15 protein-coding genes and 1 other annotated feature are annotated in these 17934 nt (G+C 51.9%); of the genes, 12 read left to right on the top strand and 3 right to left on the bottom strand.

Annotation, left to right across the window (positions count from 1 at the left end; all coding sequences use genetic code 11):
• Window positions 1-37 precede the first annotated feature (37 nt).
• A complete protein-coding gene (locus tag A3842_RS14955) occupies window positions 38-511 on the top strand; it encodes a 2-thiouracil desulfurase family protein (protein ID WP_074101930.1) in 474 nt (157 codons plus the stop codon).
• Window positions 512-665: 154 nt separating this feature from the next.
• Here A3842_RS14955 and A3842_RS14950 read toward each other — a convergent pair whose 3' ends face one another.
• Window positions 666-1529 (bottom strand): hypothetical protein, encoded by an 864-nt coding sequence (locus A3842_RS14950; RefSeq protein WP_074101929.1) that lies wholly within the window; start codon window positions 1527-1529, stop codon window positions 666-668.
• A 228-nt stretch (window positions 1530-1757) separates the two neighbouring features.
• On the opposite strand from A3842_RS14950, the gene A3842_RS14945 reads away from it, so the two are divergent.
• The 5 genes from A3842_RS14945 to leuS all read left to right on the top strand — a co-directional run bounded on the left by A3842_RS14945 (window position 1758) and on the right by leuS (window position 8267).
• A complete protein-coding gene (locus A3842_RS14945) occupies window positions 1758-2909 on the top strand; it encodes a cysteine desulfurase family protein (RefSeq protein WP_074101928.1) in 1152 nt (383 codons plus the stop codon).
• Window positions 2910-3005: 96 nt separating this feature from the next.
• Window positions 3006-3527 carry a PRC-barrel domain-containing protein gene (locus A3842_RS14940; protein ID WP_074086289.1) on the top strand — a complete coding sequence of 174 codons (522 nt, stop codon included), beginning with the start codon at window positions 3006-3008 and terminating at the stop codon, window positions 3525-3527.
• A gap of 14 nt (window positions 3528-3541) precedes the next feature.
• Window positions 3542-3751 (top strand): hypothetical protein, encoded by a 210-nt coding sequence (locus A3842_RS14935; RefSeq protein WP_042179559.1) that lies wholly within the window; start codon window positions 3542-3544, stop codon window positions 3749-3751.
• A gap of 221 nt (window positions 3752-3972) precedes the next feature.
• Window positions 3973-5040, top strand: a complete 1068-nt coding sequence (locus A3842_RS14930) for an AI-2E family transporter (protein WP_074101927.1) — start codon at window positions 3973-3975, stop codon at window positions 5038-5040.
• A gap of 128 nt (window positions 5041-5168) precedes the next feature.
• Window positions 5169-5434: a binding site (T-box leader), on the top strand.
• Window positions 5435-5813: 379 nt separating this feature from the next.
• Window positions 5814-8267: a leucine--tRNA ligase gene (gene leuS / locus A3842_RS14925; protein ID WP_074101926.1), complete on the top strand. Its 2454-nt coding sequence runs from the start codon at window positions 5814-5816 to the stop codon at window positions 8265-8267.
• Between the two features lie 99 nt (window positions 8268-8366).
• Here the strand turns inward: leuS and comER are convergent, their stop codons facing one another.
• Window positions 8367-9215, bottom strand: coding sequence for a late competence protein ComER (comER, locus tag A3842_RS14920; protein WP_074101925.1), 849 nt, complete (start codon window positions 9213-9215; stop codon window positions 8367-8369).
• Between the two features lie 163 nt (window positions 9216-9378).
• Between comER and A3842_RS14915 the strand changes: the two genes are divergently transcribed.
• The 6 genes from A3842_RS14915 to A3842_RS14890 all read left to right on the top strand — a co-directional run bounded on the left by A3842_RS14915 (window position 9379) and on the right by A3842_RS14890 (window position 16576).
• Window positions 9379-10053, top strand: coding sequence for a ComEA family DNA-binding protein (locus A3842_RS14915; protein WP_074101924.1), 675 nt, complete (start codon window positions 9379-9381; stop codon window positions 10051-10053).
• Window positions 10054-10211: 158 nt separating this feature from the next.
• A complete protein-coding gene (locus A3842_RS14910; RefSeq protein ID WP_074086294.1) occupies window positions 10212-10730 on the top strand; it encodes a deoxycytidylate deaminase in 519 nt (172 codons plus the stop codon).
• A gap of 167 nt (window positions 10731-10897) precedes the next feature.
• Window positions 10898-13579 carry a ComEC/Rec2 family competence protein gene (locus tag A3842_RS14905; protein ID WP_074101923.1) on the top strand — a complete coding sequence of 894 codons (2682 nt, stop codon included), beginning with the start codon at window positions 10898-10900 and terminating at the stop codon, window positions 13577-13579.
• Between the two features lie 114 nt (window positions 13580-13693).
• On the top strand, window positions 13694-14230 hold the full coding sequence (locus A3842_RS14900) for an RNA polymerase sigma factor (protein WP_074101922.1): 537 nt from the start codon (window positions 13694-13696) through the stop codon (window positions 14228-14230).
• Window positions 14227-15393 carry a hypothetical protein gene (locus A3842_RS14895; RefSeq protein ID WP_074101921.1) on the top strand — a complete coding sequence of 389 codons (1167 nt, stop codon included), beginning with the start codon at window positions 14227-14229 and terminating at the stop codon, window positions 15391-15393. The genes A3842_RS14900 and A3842_RS14895 overlap by 4 nt, the downstream gene beginning before the upstream one ends.
• Before the next feature lie 157 nt (window positions 15394-15550).
• Window positions 15551-16576 (top strand): LacI family DNA-binding transcriptional regulator, encoded by a 1026-nt coding sequence (locus A3842_RS14890; protein WP_074101920.1) that lies wholly within the window; start codon window positions 15551-15553, stop codon window positions 16574-16576.
• Between the two features lie 144 nt (window positions 16577-16720).
• Here A3842_RS14890 and A3842_RS14885 read toward each other — a convergent pair whose 3' ends face one another.
• Complete coding sequence (locus A3842_RS14885; protein WP_074101919.1) at window positions 16721-17674, bottom strand: sugar kinase; 954 nt, start codon at window positions 17672-17674, stop codon at window positions 16721-16723.
• Window positions 17675-17934: the final 260 nt, after the last annotated feature.

Genomic DNA, 17934 nt, shown 5'->3' with positions numbered 1-17934 from the left:
AAAGGAAGATGCGGATGATAGCGAAGGAGTGCATCCTATGATTATAGTAAGCTCCTGCCTGGCAGGCATGAAAGTAAGATACAACGGCACGGCTTGCCTGGATGAGACCATTCAGAAGCTGCTGGACAACAATCAGGCGGTTGCCGTCTGCCCTGAGCTCCTTGGCGGGTTCTCCACTCCGAGAGAACCGGCAGAGATGGTCGGCGGAGACGGGGATGCGGTGCTTGACGGAATGGCTAAGGTCATAGACCGGCTCGGAAATGACGTCACTGGAATGTATATTCAAGGTGCCTATGAGGCACTTGAGCAAGCACGGAGGGTCGAGGCGACAATCGTAGTTCTTAAGGAGAACAGCCCTTCCTGCGGAAGCTCCATGATTTACAACGGGACTTTCACCGGCCTGAAGATTCCCGGCCAGGGTGTGACCTCTGCGCTGCTTAGACGCAGTGGCATTGAGGTCATTTCCGAGGAACAGCTTGCTTCAAGATTGAAGGAATTGGACTCTCTATAGAAATAAGCTGCGGGTTCTGCACAAAAAGGCTGCTGCAGAGGCTTCGAACCTGTGCAACGGCCTTTTTTGGAAGTGGGCTCCTGATCAACTGGAGGAAATCATTAATAAATTCTTTTACTCTTCACTTTCCCTCTGCAAACTGTTCCGATCCTGCTTAAGCCAACGTCCCCAGGACCTTGCCGAACAGGTTAGACAGTTCACTGTTTGTCACCTTGGAGAAGTTCACCGAGGACAACATCGTTTGGACTGTGGCCAGTGGATTGGATTTGCCCGCAGATGTGCTTCTGTTGCTTGCAGCCGATTCAAGACTGCTCTTCAGATGGGCCAGTACGGACTTCATATCCTCGGAAGTCAGACCCGCCTCCAGTGATGTTAACCCGCTTAGCCCGTTTGTACGGGCCATATTATCTGCATGATTAGAGCTGTCTGAGTTGTCCAAGCTATTCGGACCCCAGGCAAAAGCAGGGGTGAATCCGCCCATGGCTTGCAGCATTGCAGGAATTCCGGTAGATGCATTGGCTCTATTCAAAGTATTGACACCGTTATAACCGGCCACAGAAGAATCAGATGAAACGGATTGAAGGAGTGAAGAAAGCGCGTCTCCGCTTAAATAGGAGAGACCATTGCTGCCGAGCAGATTCTGCAATGAGCTCATACTGCTGCCGGATTCATCAGTAGCTGCCAAAGCGGTTGAATCCATACCAGTAGAGCCTAAGCCCATTTGAATTTGTGCTAACTGGGCTCTCATATCCCCGCCGCCGTACAAGGAGCCCTGTATGGAGCCCAGCGAGGCTGGGGAATAGTTATTCGTGAAGTCTTCCCCTCCAGTTTCATCCGTTCCATCCAAATTGAAGAGCAGTTTGGCCATTTCATTGAAATCTGCAGGATCTGTACGGCCTGTGCCTTTTACTTCTCCGATGGAGGAGGAACGTGTCCGGGCAGCGGTTGTGTTGCCACTGGTGAGACCGTAGTTGTCGTAATACTTCTTATTGTAATAGTTGTTAATGGATAGTGACATTTGCTGTCCCCTCTCAGTAGATGTTCCTCTATTTTCCTAAAAGCCCACATTACTATATCGGAAAGAAAGCTGAAAAAAAGCTGAAGCCCAGCTGAAAGTAATGGTTCTGGCCCTCCTAAAATGTTACAATATTGTGTTTATTGACAGGTGGTAAAAGACCAGGTTCAGCAGTATAATCGAGTAGTCCTGTATGAAAATCCTGAATAACCAGAAGCGGAGATCATCGTTATGAAACCGATCTATTTGGACCACGCTGCATCAACCCCGGTTCATCCGGAGGTGGCCAAGGTCATGTATAATATGCTGCTTGAGCAATATGGCAATGCGTCCAGTGTGCACACGTACGGACGTTCCGCCAAAAAGATTATCAATGGCGCGCGCGATACCATCGCGGGCTTTTTGGGCTGTGCGCCAGATGAATGGGTGTTCACCAGCGGCGGCACGGAGAGCGATAATCTTGCCCTGTTCGGAGCGGCTGCGGCCTCTGCCCAACAAGGGAAACATATCATTACGACAGCTGTTGAGCATCACGCGGTGCTGCATACCTGCGAAGCGCTGGAGAAGCAGGGTTTCACCGTCACTTATCTGCCGGTAGATGCTGAAGGGCGGGTATCTGCTCTTGAGGTAGAAGCCGCATTGCGCGAAGATACGGTGCTGATCAGCGTAATGTACGCGAATAATGAAGTAGGAACTGTAGAACCTATACAAGAGATTGGCAGAGTAGCTGCTGCGCACGGGATTCTGTTCCATGTCGATGCTGTACAGGCACTGGGGATGCTGCCTATTACTCTACGTGAGCTGCCTGTGGATTATATGAGCTTCAGTGCCCACAAAATAGGCGGTCCCCAAGGGATCGGCGGGTTGTATGTCCGGCGCGGTGCCCCGTTGCATCCGAGACAGCACGGCGGACTCCAGGAACGCGGCAGACGGGCTGGAACCGAAAGTCTGGCGAACTCAGCCGGGTTTGCCAAGGCAGTGGAGCTTGCAGTAACCGGGCTGGACCAGCGCAGGGATAAGGCACTTATGCTGCGAACAGCATTGCTGGAGGAGCTGGACCGCCGGATCGGGCGGAAGGGCTACGTGATTAACGGTGACAGGCAGGAATTTTTGCCCGGGATACTGAATTTGAGCTTTCCCGGAGCAAGAACCGATGTGCTGCTGATGAACCTTGATATGGAGGGGATTGCTGCCGCGAGCGGTTCAGCCTGCACCTCAGGTTCTTTGGAAATCTCGCATGTGCTGCAGGCGATGAAGCTTCCGGAGGATCTTTTGAACTCTGCGATTCGATTTAGCACAGGTTTGGGTAATACTAATGAAGAAATGGAGTACGTGGCCCAAAAAGTTGAAACCATCCTGAACCGGCTGCGTAAAAAGGATTAGGCTAAATGTAGCCTCGTTGCCGTTACAGTGTTTGAGTGCTCTTCAACCTAAGGGAACCCGTAAGTACACTCAAAGTAAAAGGGGACATAAACAGCCATGAAACTTCAAGAAATGATCGGCTTGGCTGTATACGAGGTTGAAGAAGGTAACGAAATTGGCAAGATTGTCGACGTTTTACTGGATTCAAACTGGAATATAACGGGTATTGAACTGGAAAGTAAAACTTTTTTCTCCAGTCATGTGAAAGTTGTGGCATGGGAAGATATCGTCGCTTATGGCGAGGATGCTGTCATGATCCGCAGTAAAGAGTCGATTGTGAAGGCCGACACTGACCATATACCCTATACATTTCTTTTGGGAAAAAATAAATTAAAGGATCTTCAGGTGCTTACGGCATCCGGAACAATCCTCGGACGCGTATCTGATGTTTATTTTGACCAAAAGTTGGGAAACACAATAGTAGCGCTGGAAATCAGTGACGGGTTAGTAACTGATTTGATCGAAGGCCGCAAATGGCTGCCTTGTTCTGATGGAATGTCCATTGGGGAGAATTCCGTACTGGTTCCCGCGATGAGCGAAGAACGGCTTCAAAAAGCCATTAATATTGTTAACGGATAGGTGGAATGTTTTATATGAAGTGTCCAAACTGCAACTCCAAGGATATCGGCAAGATCGGTTCCCACCAGTTCTATTGCTGGGGCTGCTTCATCGAACTGACGGTCAACGGCGAGAAAATGTCCGTGTATCAGGTTGAAGAAGACGGCACACTCAGCTCGCTTGACGATTTGTTCTCCGGGGAAGAGATTGCCCAGGATTTCCCGCAGATTCATGCGTCTTCTTAAATCAGTGACAACTGGTTCAGGAGCAGAATTACATATTGCCTAATGCGCCCAAAACTCCTTGCAGCAACATGCGGCAGGGGATTTGGGCGTTTTTTGCGAAGATCACAGAATCTCTAAAGGAAGCTGCCGCAAGAACGAGAAAACGGCGGTTATTTTGCTGCGGGTATACATATACTTATCTAGGAAGCCAGTCCAGAATTACCGCTAGGGAGTGTACATTCATGGAGCAATGGTCCCAAAGTAAATGGTTCCGCCGGATGATCGGAGTACTGCTTGCCCTGATCATATTATATTTCGTTTGGCTCCTCCGTCCGATGTTAATGGGAGTTTTCGTCTTTCTCAAAGCCATCCTTGCGCCGTTCCTGGCAGCTATGATTATCTCGTATGTGCTGAATCCCGTAGTGAGTATGCTCGCCGGGAGAAAAATGCCGCGCAGTGTTGCCGTGTTGCTCATCTATGCCGTATTTCTGACCTCGCTCGCAGTTATTGCCATCAATCTGATTCCGATGTTCATCGAGCAGCTTGAAGAATTGAACGAGCATTTGCCGGAGATGACACTGCATGCACAGGGACTCATGCGTAACATGAATAACAGATTGATTCCGCCTGGTGTCGAGATGGGCATGAATAACTGGTTTTTTCAGCTGGAAAACCGATTGGCTGCAGGAATCTCCCATTTTCTCGATAACATTGGTTCGACCATTGGTCTGCTGTTCAATGCGTTTATCGTGCCTTTTCTGGTGTTCTACATTCTCAAGGATTTCGATGTATTCGAACGGACCGTTGTCGCTTGTCTGCCACGCTCGCGCCGCAAGTCTATGGTCAAGCTACTTAAGGATATTGATGACGCGCTTGGCAACTACATCCGTGGCCAGTTTTTGGTCTGTCTGATTATCGGGGTACTGGCCTACATCGGCTATGCGATTATCGGCATGCCTTACGCGCTGCTGTTTGCTTGTGTGGTGGCGGTATTCAACATTGTTCCGTATATGGGGCCGTTTCTGGGTGCAGCACCTGCGATTGTAATGGCTTCGACCCTCTCGCTTCGCCTCGTGCTGCTCGTTGCTGTGGTTAACACCCTGTGCCAGATGCTGGAGAGCAACGTCATTTCGCCGCAGGTGGTGGGACGACGGCTGCATCTGCACCCGCTGCTGATTATTTTTGCGCTGCTGGTGGGTGGAGAAGTGGCCGGAATGATCGGTCTGATCCTGGCTGTACCGGTTTTCGCGGCCGGCAAAGTAGTGATTCAGCATTTTCTCGCGTATTATATACGTCGGAAGCCGGTGTAAGCCGATTTATGAGGGCGTATCGCTCATAGATTGCTGATTCACTGCAGCCGCTAGCGGAAATCATTGACTCTAACTGCTTCTTTTGTATATAATGTGGGGAACATTACTGATGAATAATCAGTAAGCATAGCAGTGCGATGAAGAGGAGTATTAATTCGTGAGACCGTTATTGCAGAGAGCCGGCACAGGGTGCGAGCCGGTTAACGGAGAAGAATGAACTCACCTCGGAGTAACGGCGTTAAGCCGCAGGGTCCGCAAGCAGAGGCTTGAAGACCGCGCCTGAACCGTCGTCGATTCACCCCCGTTACCGGGTGTCAAAGTGAGTGGCAGGGTAAAGTATATCCAGCCGCTAACTAGGGTGGTACCACGGGAATTCAAACCTCTCGTCCCTAGCGATAATACGCTAGGGATGGGAGGTTTTTTTGCGGTATTGGGGCCAAGTCCAGCGGAACAGCGAATCCTGAGCTGATCTTGGACTTGGCTGCCCGTCAGGCAAAACGGGTGGATTTAAAAAGTAACAGGGAAACGGAACGGAAAAAAATTTTGGAGCTGTAGAAACAAAGTGTTCGCCTGAAAGCTTTCCCAAGGAAAGCTCACATCGGAAGCATGTGCTATTCTCGGATTTCTACCGCATAGAGCGGTTCAAATCAAGAAATCAGAGAATAACAGCGATCGGAAGCCCAAAACTTTTTTGCAGTAGAGTTCATTCCCTGGCGTTCTTTTAAGCGCAGCAGTTTTAACTAAGTAAGCAACACTCCAAGGAGGAGCATAAGATGAGCGACAACAAAGCAGCAAGCACAACAGCCCCCACAGGCTACCGTGCCCAGGTGATTGAGCCGAAATGGCAGAAGTTCTGGGATGAGAACAAGACGTTCAAGACAGGTGAAGAGGTTAACAAGCCAAAATTCTACGCACTGGATATGTTCCCGTATCCTTCAGGCGCAGGGCTGCACGTAGGCCACCCGGAAGGCTACACGGCGACAGACATTGTCTCCCGCTACAAACGGATGCGCGGCTACAATGTGCTGCACCCGATGGGCTGGGATGCCTTCGGACTTCCGGCAGAGCAGTATGCTATGGATACCGGACAGCATCCACGCGAGATTACAGTGAAGAACATTGATAATTTCCGCCGGCAGATCAAATCGCTGGGCTTCTCCTATGACTGGGACCGCGAGATCAGCACAACCGATCCGGAGTATTACAAATGGACACAGTGGATTTTTATCCAGCTGTACAACCGTGGCTTGGCCTATGTGGCAGAGGTGTCGGTCAACTGGTGTGAAGCACTGGGAACGGTTCTGGCAAACGAAGAGGTTATCGACGGAAAAAGCGAGCGCGGCGGCCATCCTGTGGTCCGCAGACCGATGCGCCAGTGGATTCTGAAAATTACGGAGTACGCTGAACGCCTGCTTGAGGATCTGGAAGAGCTGGATTGGGAAGAAAGCATCAAGGATATGCAGCGCAACTGGATTGGCAAGTCGACGGGTGCCGAAGTGATTTTTGCCATTGAAGGTCATGATGCCAGTCTGGAGGTATTCACGACCCGCCCGGATACTTTGTTCGGAGCAAGCTACTGTGTACTGGCACCGGAGCATAAGCTGGTTGATCTTATTACAACAGATGAGCAGAAGGCGGCAGTATCGGAATACCGCGACAAGGCTTCACGCAAGAGCGACCTTGAACGTACGGATCTGGCTAAAGAGAAATCCGGTGTCTTCACGGGTGCCTACGCCGTCAATCCGGTGAATGGTGCACAGGTGCCGATCTGGATCGCCGATTATGTGCTTGCCGGATATGGAACGGGAGCCATCATGGCGGTGCCGGGACATGACACACGCGACTGGGAATTCGCCAAGCAGTTTGGTCTGAAGATCGTTGAAGTGGTACAGGGCGGAAATGTCGGAGAAGAGGCTTACAGCGGCGACGGACCTCATGTGAATTCCGACTTCCTGAATGGTCTGGATAATAAAGAAGCGATTGCGAAGATGATCACCTGGCTTGAGGAAAAGGGCAGTGGCAAAGGCAAAGTAACCTACCGCCTGCGCGACTGGCTGTTCAGCCGCCAACGCTATTGGGGCGAGCCGATTCCGATTCTGCACCTGGAAGACGGCACGATGAAGACGGTCCCTGTAGATCAGCTGCCGTTGCTGCTGCCGGAAGTGGATTCGATCCGCCCTTCAGGCACAGGAGAATCCCCGCTGGCTAATGTGACGGAGTGGGTCGAAACGATAGATCCGGAGACCGGCATGAAGGCACGCCGTGAGACGAACACCATGCCGCAATGGGCCGGCAGCTGCTGGTACTACCTGCGTTATATCGATCCGCGTAATGACAAGGAGCTGTGTTCACCGGAGAAGCAGAAGGAATGGCTGCCCGTTGACCTGTACATCGGCGGAGCCGAGCATGCAGTACTGCATCTGCTGTACGCACGCTTTTGGCATAAGGTTCTCTATGACATCGGTGTAGTGGATACCAAGGAACCGTTCCATAAGCTGGTGAATCAAGGCATGATCCTGGGGAATAACAATGAGAAGATGAGCAAGTCGCGCGGCAATGTCATTAACCCGGATGAAATTGTGGAGGCATATGGCGCGGATACGCTGCGTGTCTATGAGATGTTCATGGGCCCGCTGGAAGCGACGAAGCCATGGAATGAAAAAGGTGTGGAAGGCATTCACCGCTTCCTCTCCCGCGTATGGCGCCTGTTCGTGAATGAGGACGGCAGCATCAGTGCGAAAATTACCCCGGATGGCGGTACCGACGAGTTCAAACGGACCTGGCACAAGACACTCAAGAAGGTCACGGAGGACTTCGAGCACCTGCGCTTCAATACAGCGATCAGCCAGCTGATGATCTTCATCAACGATGCTTACAAGCAGGAGACCTTGTCCGCTGAAGCTGCAGAGCATTTCGTACAGATGCTGTCGCCACTCGCACCACATATCGCGGAGGAGCTGTGGCAGCTGCTCGGTCATGAAGGCAGCATCAGCTATGTGGCTTGGCCGGCTTATGATGAAGCGTTGACTGTAGATGCTGAAGTGGAAATCGTTGTTCAGGTAAATGGTAAAATCGTACAGCGTGCACTGATCCCGCAGGACATGGGTCAAGATGATATGCAGAACCATGCGCTGTCGCTTCCGAATGTGAAGGCAGCCGTCGAGGGCAAAACCGTACGCAAGATCATCGCGGTTCCAGGCAAGCTGGTCAATATAGTAGTGGGTTAAGCGAAGAACGCAATTCTGCCCGCAGCAACGGAGTAATCCGTGCTGCGGGCTTTCTTGGTTTTGGCAGCAGGGTGCCGGTTCCATGCCGGTGGAGGGATTCTAACGGTCGAGCGGCCCCTGAACGATGCCACCCAGACCGAATAAGGTGTCCAGCTTTTCGACATCTTCATCGAATTTATCGTGTGTGGTGAGGATCAGCTGCTCAAAAACCCCTTCCAGACTGGTCCGCAAGTGGCTCAGTGCTTCCGCTGTAATGCCACCGCGTACGGCTACCCGTTCCTGCAGTTCCTGTGGAGTGAAATTACCTTCGGTCAGCAGTTTACCTGTGCCTAGCAGCATTTCACCTGCGAGCCGGCCAAGCAGGACTTCATCTATGCCTGTAGCCTCAACAGCGGCTTCAATCCACCGCTCAAGAAAAAAACTGATGAACGCGGGACCGCAGCTGGAGAAATCAGAGGCAATCCGGGTATGCCTTTCCTGAATTTCCAGTGGAACCCCTATGAAAGACAGCAGCTTCAGCAGCAGGAGCCGATCTTGTTTAGTGAGCCTGCTGCCGAATATGCAAAGTGAAGTTCCGCTTTTGGCACAGTGGGTGATGCTGGGAATGATTTTGGCTATTTTGGACGGCAGCGCGGATTCCAGATGGTATAGCATCACTGGGCTGGTGATCGATACAACTATCTGTTCGCTCCGCAGGCAAGAAGAGATTTCATCAGTCAGGGATTTGAATTCCAACGGTTTAACACAGAGGAAGACGATATCGCTTCCGTCCGCAGTTTCCCTGTTGCTGCCGATGGTGATGTCCGGATGGCGTTTTTGAAGCTGCAGAAGCCTGTTCGGGCTGCGGTTGCTGGCCAGCACATCACATGGCTCAAGCGCACCCGAAGACAGGAAGGCGTCTATAAGCAGACTGCCCATGCTGCCCGTTCCGATAAATCCCACCTTCATCTAGGGTACCCTCCTTTCGGTATGGCTATGGCCTTGCAGGAATACTCTTCGTTAAATGTATGCGCAGGAGTCTTGGACAAATGACAGGTTTCAACTGTATTTTTGAAAATATACGGGTGGATAGTTGTTTACCATAAATTATTTTTTAGAGGAGGACAAGGATATGAATATAAAAGGAATAGCTTCGGTATTCGCTGCTGCCCTGCTTAGTGGTGGATTGGTATGGGCGGCGGACCGGGAAGAGAATAAGGGCATCGGCGGTTGGGAGACGCTGAACATCAGTATGGCCCAGGCGCTGGGCACAGCGGACGAGCCGGGTACAGCAGTAGCCGCTGGTGGGAAAAATGAGAAGGGCATTGGGGATCAAACAGATGAACAGAATAAGGGTGAAAGAGCAGATGCCGTGGTAACAGGCGATGTGGCTGGAGGTACGGTGACAGGAGGTAGGCCAGCGGCAGGGGACAATGCGGCCGAATCAACTGGAACCGCAGGGGTTGGAGCTACGGGAGCATCTATTGAAAGCAACGCGGGAACCGCAGGGTCCAGCGGAACAGCAGCAGCAGGGAACGGCGCAGCAGCCACAGCAGTTGCAAGCGAAGCAGATGCTTCGGGGAGCACAGTACCTTCAGGGCAGGCTTCCGCAGAAGGCAAAATAAATGTTAACACAGCAGATGCTGCTGCCCTGATGAATCTGCCTGGCATTGGGGAGAAGAAGGCGCAGGCGATTATAGACTACCGCAGCAGCAAGGGGGCTTTTCGCAGCTTAGCGGATTTGGGTGGGGTGAAGGGAATCGGGCCGAAGATGCTGGAAAAGCTGAAACCGCTGGTAGCTTTTTAAGCTAGGCGAAGCAGCTATTGCAGGTCTGATATTCATTAAGCAGACTGTGCTAATTAAAGCGGAAGGGACAGGTTTTTCCGTATCCGATGTCCTAGTGAAACACCGCCGCAATATGCTACAATAATGAACAACTATCAAAGAGAAAGTGGAGATAACTAATGACTGTAGCCTACCGCAAAAATTGGGATACTTACTTCATGGATATTGCCTGCATGGTCTCCACACGTTCGCGTTGCTCCCGCCGCCATGTCGGTGCGGTTCTGGTACAGGGCAAGAAGCTGCTGGGCACAGCCTATAATGGCGCCCCAATGGGTGTGCCGGATTGCTCAGAAGCAGGCTGCATGGTCTCGGAGCAATATGAACGTGAAGTGGTTAATGGTGTGGAGACGATGGTGATGAAGCAGCGCTGCATCCGCACCATTCACGCCGAGCAGAATCTGCTGCTGTTCACAGACCGGAGCGACCGGGAGGGCAGCACTGTCTATGTCACGGACGAACCTTGCTGGACCTGTGCCAATATGCTGGCCAACAGCGGAATTGTAGAGATCGTCTATCTGCGCCCTTACCGCAAAGATATGGAGAAGGTGGAGGCCATGCTGGGCTCCAAAGGCATCATCTTCCGGCAATTGGAGAATTATGAGCCGCCCAAGGAAACGATGATCACTGTCTCGGAATAACAGGAGGACGGCATTAACTGAAATAAAGATAAGCATCAGGGGAAGAACCTCTGTACACGCGATTGTTGCGTATGCAGGGGTTATTTTTTGGCTGCATCCGCATGTAAGAGTCACAGTTCGCTTACGGCTATGAGGACTACAATATTCAAATACGAGGAGGAATATGGATGAAAAAAAGGCCGCTGTTAAGCTTTGCAGTGTGCTGGGTCGCGGGCAGTGTAGCGGGCTGCTTGTTTTCGGGGCATGAGCTTTTAATGTACATAGCGGGTGGTCTGCTGCTGCTTGCAATCGGTGTTGCCAGCGGGAGAAGCGGGTGGAAAATCGCTGTAGTGTTAGGACTGTCAATGGTTGCGGCTGCCCTGTACTGGGAATGGAACGAAGGAAGAAATGTCAGTCTGCTTCCGGGTGCATGGGAACAATCGGAGACGGAGCTGAATGAGTCTTATGTAAGCGCGGATGGAGTAATCGTCTCCCCTGTGGAGCGGGATGGAGACCGTGTGAGCTTTACGGTGAAGCTGTCACGGATGGGGCTAAGCGGAACCGGCGAAAAAGTTTTTGCGCAGAATCAGCGGGAGGACCGGGACCCGGGAGCAGATGCGGCAGGCGAACGGATCGCTGTACAAATCAAGCTTCAGGCTGAACCGGAGATTGCTGTGGCTGCCGGATGGAAGAGAGGAGATCGGGTAGTCATTCAGGGAGAGCTGGAGCAGCCGGGGGAGGCGCGGAATTTCGGCGGTTATGATTACCGCTCCTATTTGCTGACGCAGAGAATTCACTGGCTGCTCAAGGGGGAAGGTACGGCAAGCGTACAGGCTTCGCCTCCTGCCTCCTGGCGCCCTGCCAGCATTCTGCGCTGGAACGATACGGTGCGGGCTGCCCTTGGGGCGGAGATGGACCACTTGTTCCGGGAGCCGCATGCAGGATATATGAAAGGCCTGGTCCTGGGCATACAGGACGATTTGGATGAGGAAACATTCAAGCAGTTCTCGCAGCTGGGTCTGACGCATATTCTGGCGATCTCAGGAATGCATGTCGCGGTGTATGTCGGCGTGATCTTGTTCATCCTTAGACGCTGCCGCCTTACCAGAGAGACAGCCCTCACTGTCACTCTACTACTAGTGCCTGTATATGTGCTGCTGTCCGGTGCCGGGCCATCCATTGTGCGGGCAGGCATCATGAGTATGATTGCCCTGCTGGCTGCCCGGTTCGGCATGCTGAAGGACGGGATGAATATCCTTGCAGCCGCGGCGCTGATTATGCTGATCTGGAATCCGTATCTGCTGCTTAGCGTAAGCTTTCAGCTCTCTTTTCTCGTGACGGCAGGACTCATGATCTATGTTCCTCTGGTGAACCCGCTGCTGCGCAGACTGCCCCGCTGGCTGGGCGGTGCCGTGTCCGTTACTTTGATTGCACAGCTGGTGTCTTTTCCGCTGACCATCTTCTATTTTAATCAGTTTTCATTGCTCTCCTTCGCTGCTAATTTGGTATTTGTCCCTTTTATTACGTTCCTGGTGCTGCCGGTGGGGACACTTGCGCTGCTGCTTAGCCGGCTCTGGGATACGGCTGCTGGTGTAACCGCTCATGTTGCTGAACTGCTGAATGATGCCACTTTTCGCGCTGTGGAGTGGACAAATGGATGGTCCGGGGGTGTAACGATCTGGAGCTCTCCTACTTTGCTGTGGATGGGGTTGTATTATGGCCTCCTCTATGGTGTGCTCTACACCATGCAGCGGCGTACAGAAGCGCGGCTGGCTCCACAGGCCATGGAGGATGAAACGAAGCCGCTGGCGGCGCTGGATCAACCGGCGGATGGCAGAGGAATAAGGCGTGCAGGGATATGGAGCGGAGCCGGGAGTAATGCGGAGCAACTGCACTTTCAGATGCCGGACTCCTTGCGCTGGAGCGGAAGGGCTATCCTAATCGGTATAGCTGCAATGGTTCTGCTGTTGTATCGGGGCTATCACTCGGAGCACCTGGGCGGTGCCGGACGGGTGAGTTATCTGGATGTTGGACAGGGCGACAGTATTTTGATCACCACCCCAGGTGGAGCCCATATTCTCGTGGATGGTGGAGGCACTGTCAGCTTTGGCAAAAAGGAAGCATGGCGCGTCCGCCGAAGCCCGTTCGAGGTCGGAGCCAAAACCCTGCTGCCGCTTTTGAAGCAGAGGGGCATTCACAGGCTGGACGCCATCATTCTGACTCATGGCGATCAGGACCATGCCGGTGGACTCCAGGCGGTACTTGAAGGAATACCCGTCTCGGCGCTGCTGTTCAATGGAACATTGGCCAAGGGGGAGCATTACAGCAAGCTAATGAATACAGCCCTTACGGCAGGCGTCCGGCTGTATCCGGTGCAGCAGGGGCAGGTACTCGCTCCGGATGACAAGACGGAGCTGATGTTCCTCTGGCCGGACCCGCATAAGGCAGGGGAGGCCGTGCTTCCGGAGGTGGAGGAACAGAATCACGAATCCGTCGCCTTCCGGCTGCAGATGAACGGCCGGAGTTTTCTTTTTACAGGAGATATGGATAAGGCGGCGGAGGATGCAATTCTGCATGGCGGTACAGAGGCCGGGATCAGAAGCAGCGGCCCGATTGAGGTGCTGAAGGTAGCCCATCATGGCAGCAAAACAGCAACGGGCGCTGCCTGGCTGAACTTCTGGAAACCCGGTGCAGCCGTAATTTCCGCAGGAGTTAATAATCTCTATGGACATCCGAATGGCGATGTGTTGAAGCGTCTGGCTGACAGCAGCACCGCTGTGTACCGGACCGATCTGCAGGGTGAGATCCAGATGGAGGTCCAGCCGGAGGGGATCACCGTGCGACATAAGCTGGAACCGCAGGCTCCTTGATCTTAGCTTTTTTATTGGGAAATACGTGCTTGGCCCACGATTTTATAATTTTTCCTGAAACCGGAGGGAACCATTTGCAGCCTGAAGAGTCTTATTAGGCGAGGGGTGAGAGAGATGCAGAGCAAAGATTTGCCTTATGCGGTAGCCTATACGCCAACCATAACGCTGCGGGAAATGATGGAGACTTACGGGTCCGATGTATGGCATTATGCTTTTTTTCTGACCCGCAGCCGGGAGCAGGCAAATGATATCAGCCAGGAGGTATTTCTGAAGGCGTACAAGGGGATCGGCAAGTACCGCGGTCAATCTACGATAAAAACCTGGTTGCTGACAATTACACGCAATACGGCGTTCAGCTTCAGACGGAACAGCTTCTGGCACAGATTCAGTCCGCTTGGAGACCGGCAAGGCCCCGGGCAGGCATCTTCCGCAGAAAAAGAAGCACTAGGCAACCATGTGGTCAGCCGGATCTGGGAGATCATCCTGGCGCTGCCGGATAAGCACCGGGAGGTGCTGGTGCTGGATATCCAGCAGGACTTGTCTGTGGCGGAGATGTCAGCTCTGCTCGGAGTAGCTCAGGGGACAGTCAAATCCAGGCTGGCGCGGGCCAGGGACAAAGTTAGAGCGGCGATGAAGGAGGAGGACTTATGAGATCAGGAGATGAAGAGAAAGACAATGTGGTAATGACCGGAGCAAAAGACTGGTATACCAAGGCCGGACGCAGCCCTTTTGCAGAGGATGGCTTTACCCCGGAGCTGATGGCACGGATAGAAGCAGCTGCAGGCAGTAAGGGGGAAGCGAAGTCTAAATTCCGTTCCGGCAAAAACCTCGGCCTCACCTGCCTGGCCGCTCTCATGGTGCTCGGTGTTCTGATCTGGCCGCTGGGTGGCAAAGGAAATGTTGCCGGGCAGCTGTCCTCGCTCTGGGAGAAGACCACGGGCGCGGCGGTTCAGCCCACACCCTCCCCTTCAGCAGCCTCACAGGGATTAGGGTTGAACATGAGCTCCGCAGAGTTTGAAATCGGCGGATTGAAGTACTATATGCCCATGCCGCTTGATCGAAATAAGTCGCGGGCTTTTGCTGTTGAGACATCTGCAGGGATTGTATGGTCACCTCCACCGCCAATGGTAGATTACATGAAGCCGAAATATACACATAACACAGAACCATACACCCTGTATTTGACCCCCAAAGGTCATTCGGAGCTGTCAGCCGCTACAGCCAAAAGAATATATACTTTTCCGCTGTATGCAGGCGGGGCACAGACCTATTTTGATTTAGGATACATCTATGGCGCCGGAGATTACCTTCTGTTTTCCCACAGCACTTATACGCTGGGGGCAGAGCGGGTACCTAACACAGGCAAGTTTTCCATAATAGATATCAGAAAGGCTGAGGCCGGAGAGTTGATAGTTCCCAGAGAACTCCTGGCATTTGATTCATCTTTTACTTTATCTTTATACTATTCCTTCATGGCTATTGATCCGGACAGAGAGGAAGTACTGCTGGTCAATTATACTGAGGATGGAAAAGATGGATATACGCAGCATAGTAAGCTTCTGGACATTGCAACCGGGAAGTCACAGGTGCTCACAGGGACCATCACCATGGAGAAGAAAGAACGGCCTGCTAAGATTCATAATAGCGCAATTGCTATGGATACCCATGAGGATTATTTCGTGGCCCATTATGAAGTAAAGGGGGAGGAGCGTACGGTAGCGATCAATATACGGAGCGGCCAGCAGTGGTTTTACGATTGGTGGTATAAAGAATACGGCCAGAAGATCGAGCCGTCTGCAACACCTAGTAAATAGCTTATCCACTAATCTCAATAATGATTACTAGATAATTTACTAAAAAAAAGCTATACTTTCTGAGTGAGTTCGGAAAGTATGGCTTTTCTGCGTGAATTCGCTCTGGCCGAGCGGTTTGGGAAAGCCGGTATTTTCTATATAGAGTGGAGCGGAAAAGATGAAGAAGCTGACGATTGAAGATGTCGCCCAAAAGGCGGGAGTATCCAAAAGCACGGTCTCGCAATTTCTGAATAAACGGTTCAAATATATGAGCGAAGCGACCAAAAACCGCATTGCTGACGTAATCGAGGAGCTGAATTATCAGCCTAACGGGCTAGCCCGCAGTCTAAAGCAGAACCGCACGCATATGGTTGGTATTATTGTGGCGAATCTTGATTATTCACTGTCGATCCAGTGCATCCGGGCGATCGAGAATGAGCTGCAGCGCCATGGCATCCAGGTGATCATCTGTAATAGCGATGAGAATGCGGATAAAGAAAATACACATGTAGAGGCGCTTGTGGCCCGCCAGGTGGACGGGTTGATTATTTTTCCGACCGGAGACCATCCGTCTCCCTATACCCGGCTGATCGAAGCGGAATATCCGCTTGTATTCATGGACCGGCTGGTAGAAGGGATCACGACCCAGAGTCTGCTGCTCGACAACGAAATGGCCGTCAAAACAGCCATCAAAGAGCTGACCGGGAAGGGCCATGAGAATATCGCCATCTTGTCGCTCCCGCTTGGCGAACATGCGATCACCCCCCGTAAGGAGCGGATGAGCGGCTACAAAAAGGCCATGGAGGAAGCAGGGCTCAGGATGAATGATGAGTACGTGCGCAGTGTGCCAAGAGAGGCTATTGCTTCTGCGCTGGATGAGCTGTTAAGCCTGCCGCAGCCGCCGACGGCGCTGCTCGCAGCCAACGATCTGGTGCTGGGGGAGATCCTGAAATATGCGAACCGCCATTCCATTGCAATCCCCGGCCAATGGTCGGTGATTGGGATTGATGACGCCGAATTTGCCCGGATCTACAATCCGGCTATCACAACCATCCGGCAGCCTGCCTATGAGATGGGAATGCAAGCCGCCAAAATTATGCTTTCTCTGATTGAGGATCAGGGGGACGCCATGCCGATCACGTACAGGTTCCCTCCAGCGCTGCAGCTGGGGCAATCCGTACAGACTCCAACGCCAACCAAGTAAAACAATTTGTTCATAAGTCCCGGCGTTATCATAGGAAAAAGCCCTACACGGTCTGTCAAAGACTGTGTAGGGCTTTTATAGTATGAGCTGTTTCTAGGGATGGGTGTGCATATAGAGTGCAGCACTTGTTTGGAAGCAGCCTGCTTACACGCCTGTCTTCATAAACTTTTTCAGCCCGTCGCGGGTAGGCAGTCCATCCATGTCTCCGGGAGACATCACGGCGAGTGCGCCAATAGCATTACCGCGTTTCACGGCCTCGGCTACGGTCAGCTTTTCCAGCATCGCGCTGATTACACCGACTGCAAAGCCGTCTCCGGCGCCTACAGTATCAACAACGGTTTCTACCTTGAAGCCGTCGACATAACCTTCTTCACCAGCAGCCGTTTTGTAATATGCGCCTTCAGGACCAAGCTTGATAACCACCAGCGATACACCACGCTCCAGGTAATAGCCGGCAATTTCTTCAGGAGTCTCAAGGCCTGTAAGGATTTTGCCTTCACCGAGCCCTGGCAGGAACCAGTCGCAGCGTGTGGCCAGATCGTTAATGGTGTTCACCATGGTTTCTTTGTCCGGCCAGAGGGTTGGGCGCAGATTCGGATCAAGGGAGACGGTTTTTCCGCTCTTCTTCATAAATTCCATGGCATGCAGCGAGAATTCATGGCAGGTCTTCGATAATGCCGAAGAGATGCTTGTAACGTGCAAATGCCCTGCGGAAGCGAAATACGCCTCATCGAAATCGGCCAGACTCAGCTTGGAGGCCGCGGAACTTTTGCGGAAATACTCAACCTTGGGATCACCTGTCAACACCTTGGATTTGATCAGCATGCCGGTTGGAAATTCTTTGGTGTACGTGATGCTGCCGGTATCAATCTGCTCTTTATTCAGCGCACCAACTATAAATTGGCCGAAGTTGTCCTCGCCAAGTTTCGTTACATACCCGGTTTTGTGCTCAAGACGTGATAATCCGGTAGCCACATTGCTCTCTGCACCGGCCAGCGCTTTGGAAAAAGAAGTAACCTCGTGCAGCGGGCCCACCTCATTGGCATAAAACATAGCCATCGGCTCTCCGAATGTAACTGCATCCAGCTGTTTGCTCATGAATATTTCCTCCTCGGGGTAGCTTACAACCCCTGTATAAATGATTTGTAATTTGAAATTATCATATAAATCGGTTTTCTACAATAAGACACCCCTCACTCAAATGAATTTTTTTAATATGATCACATTGGATAGGTTGGATAATCCCTTATTATAAAAGGGTTTTTGTGGTTGTTGAGAGAATTTTACGTTCTGTTCACATAAAAACATATTGACGTAAGAAGACATTGTTATTACTATTTTCTTATAAGGTTTTGGCT

The organism is Paenibacillus sp. P3E (assembly GCF_001909045.1).
In the GTDB taxonomy this organism is placed as follows: Bacteria; Bacillota; Bacilli; order Paenibacillales; family Paenibacillaceae; genus Paenibacillus_AQ; species Paenibacillus_AQ helianthi.
The sequence above is the reverse complement of the archived record's forward strand: the minus strand, read 5'-3'. Positions and strand labels throughout refer to the sequence as shown.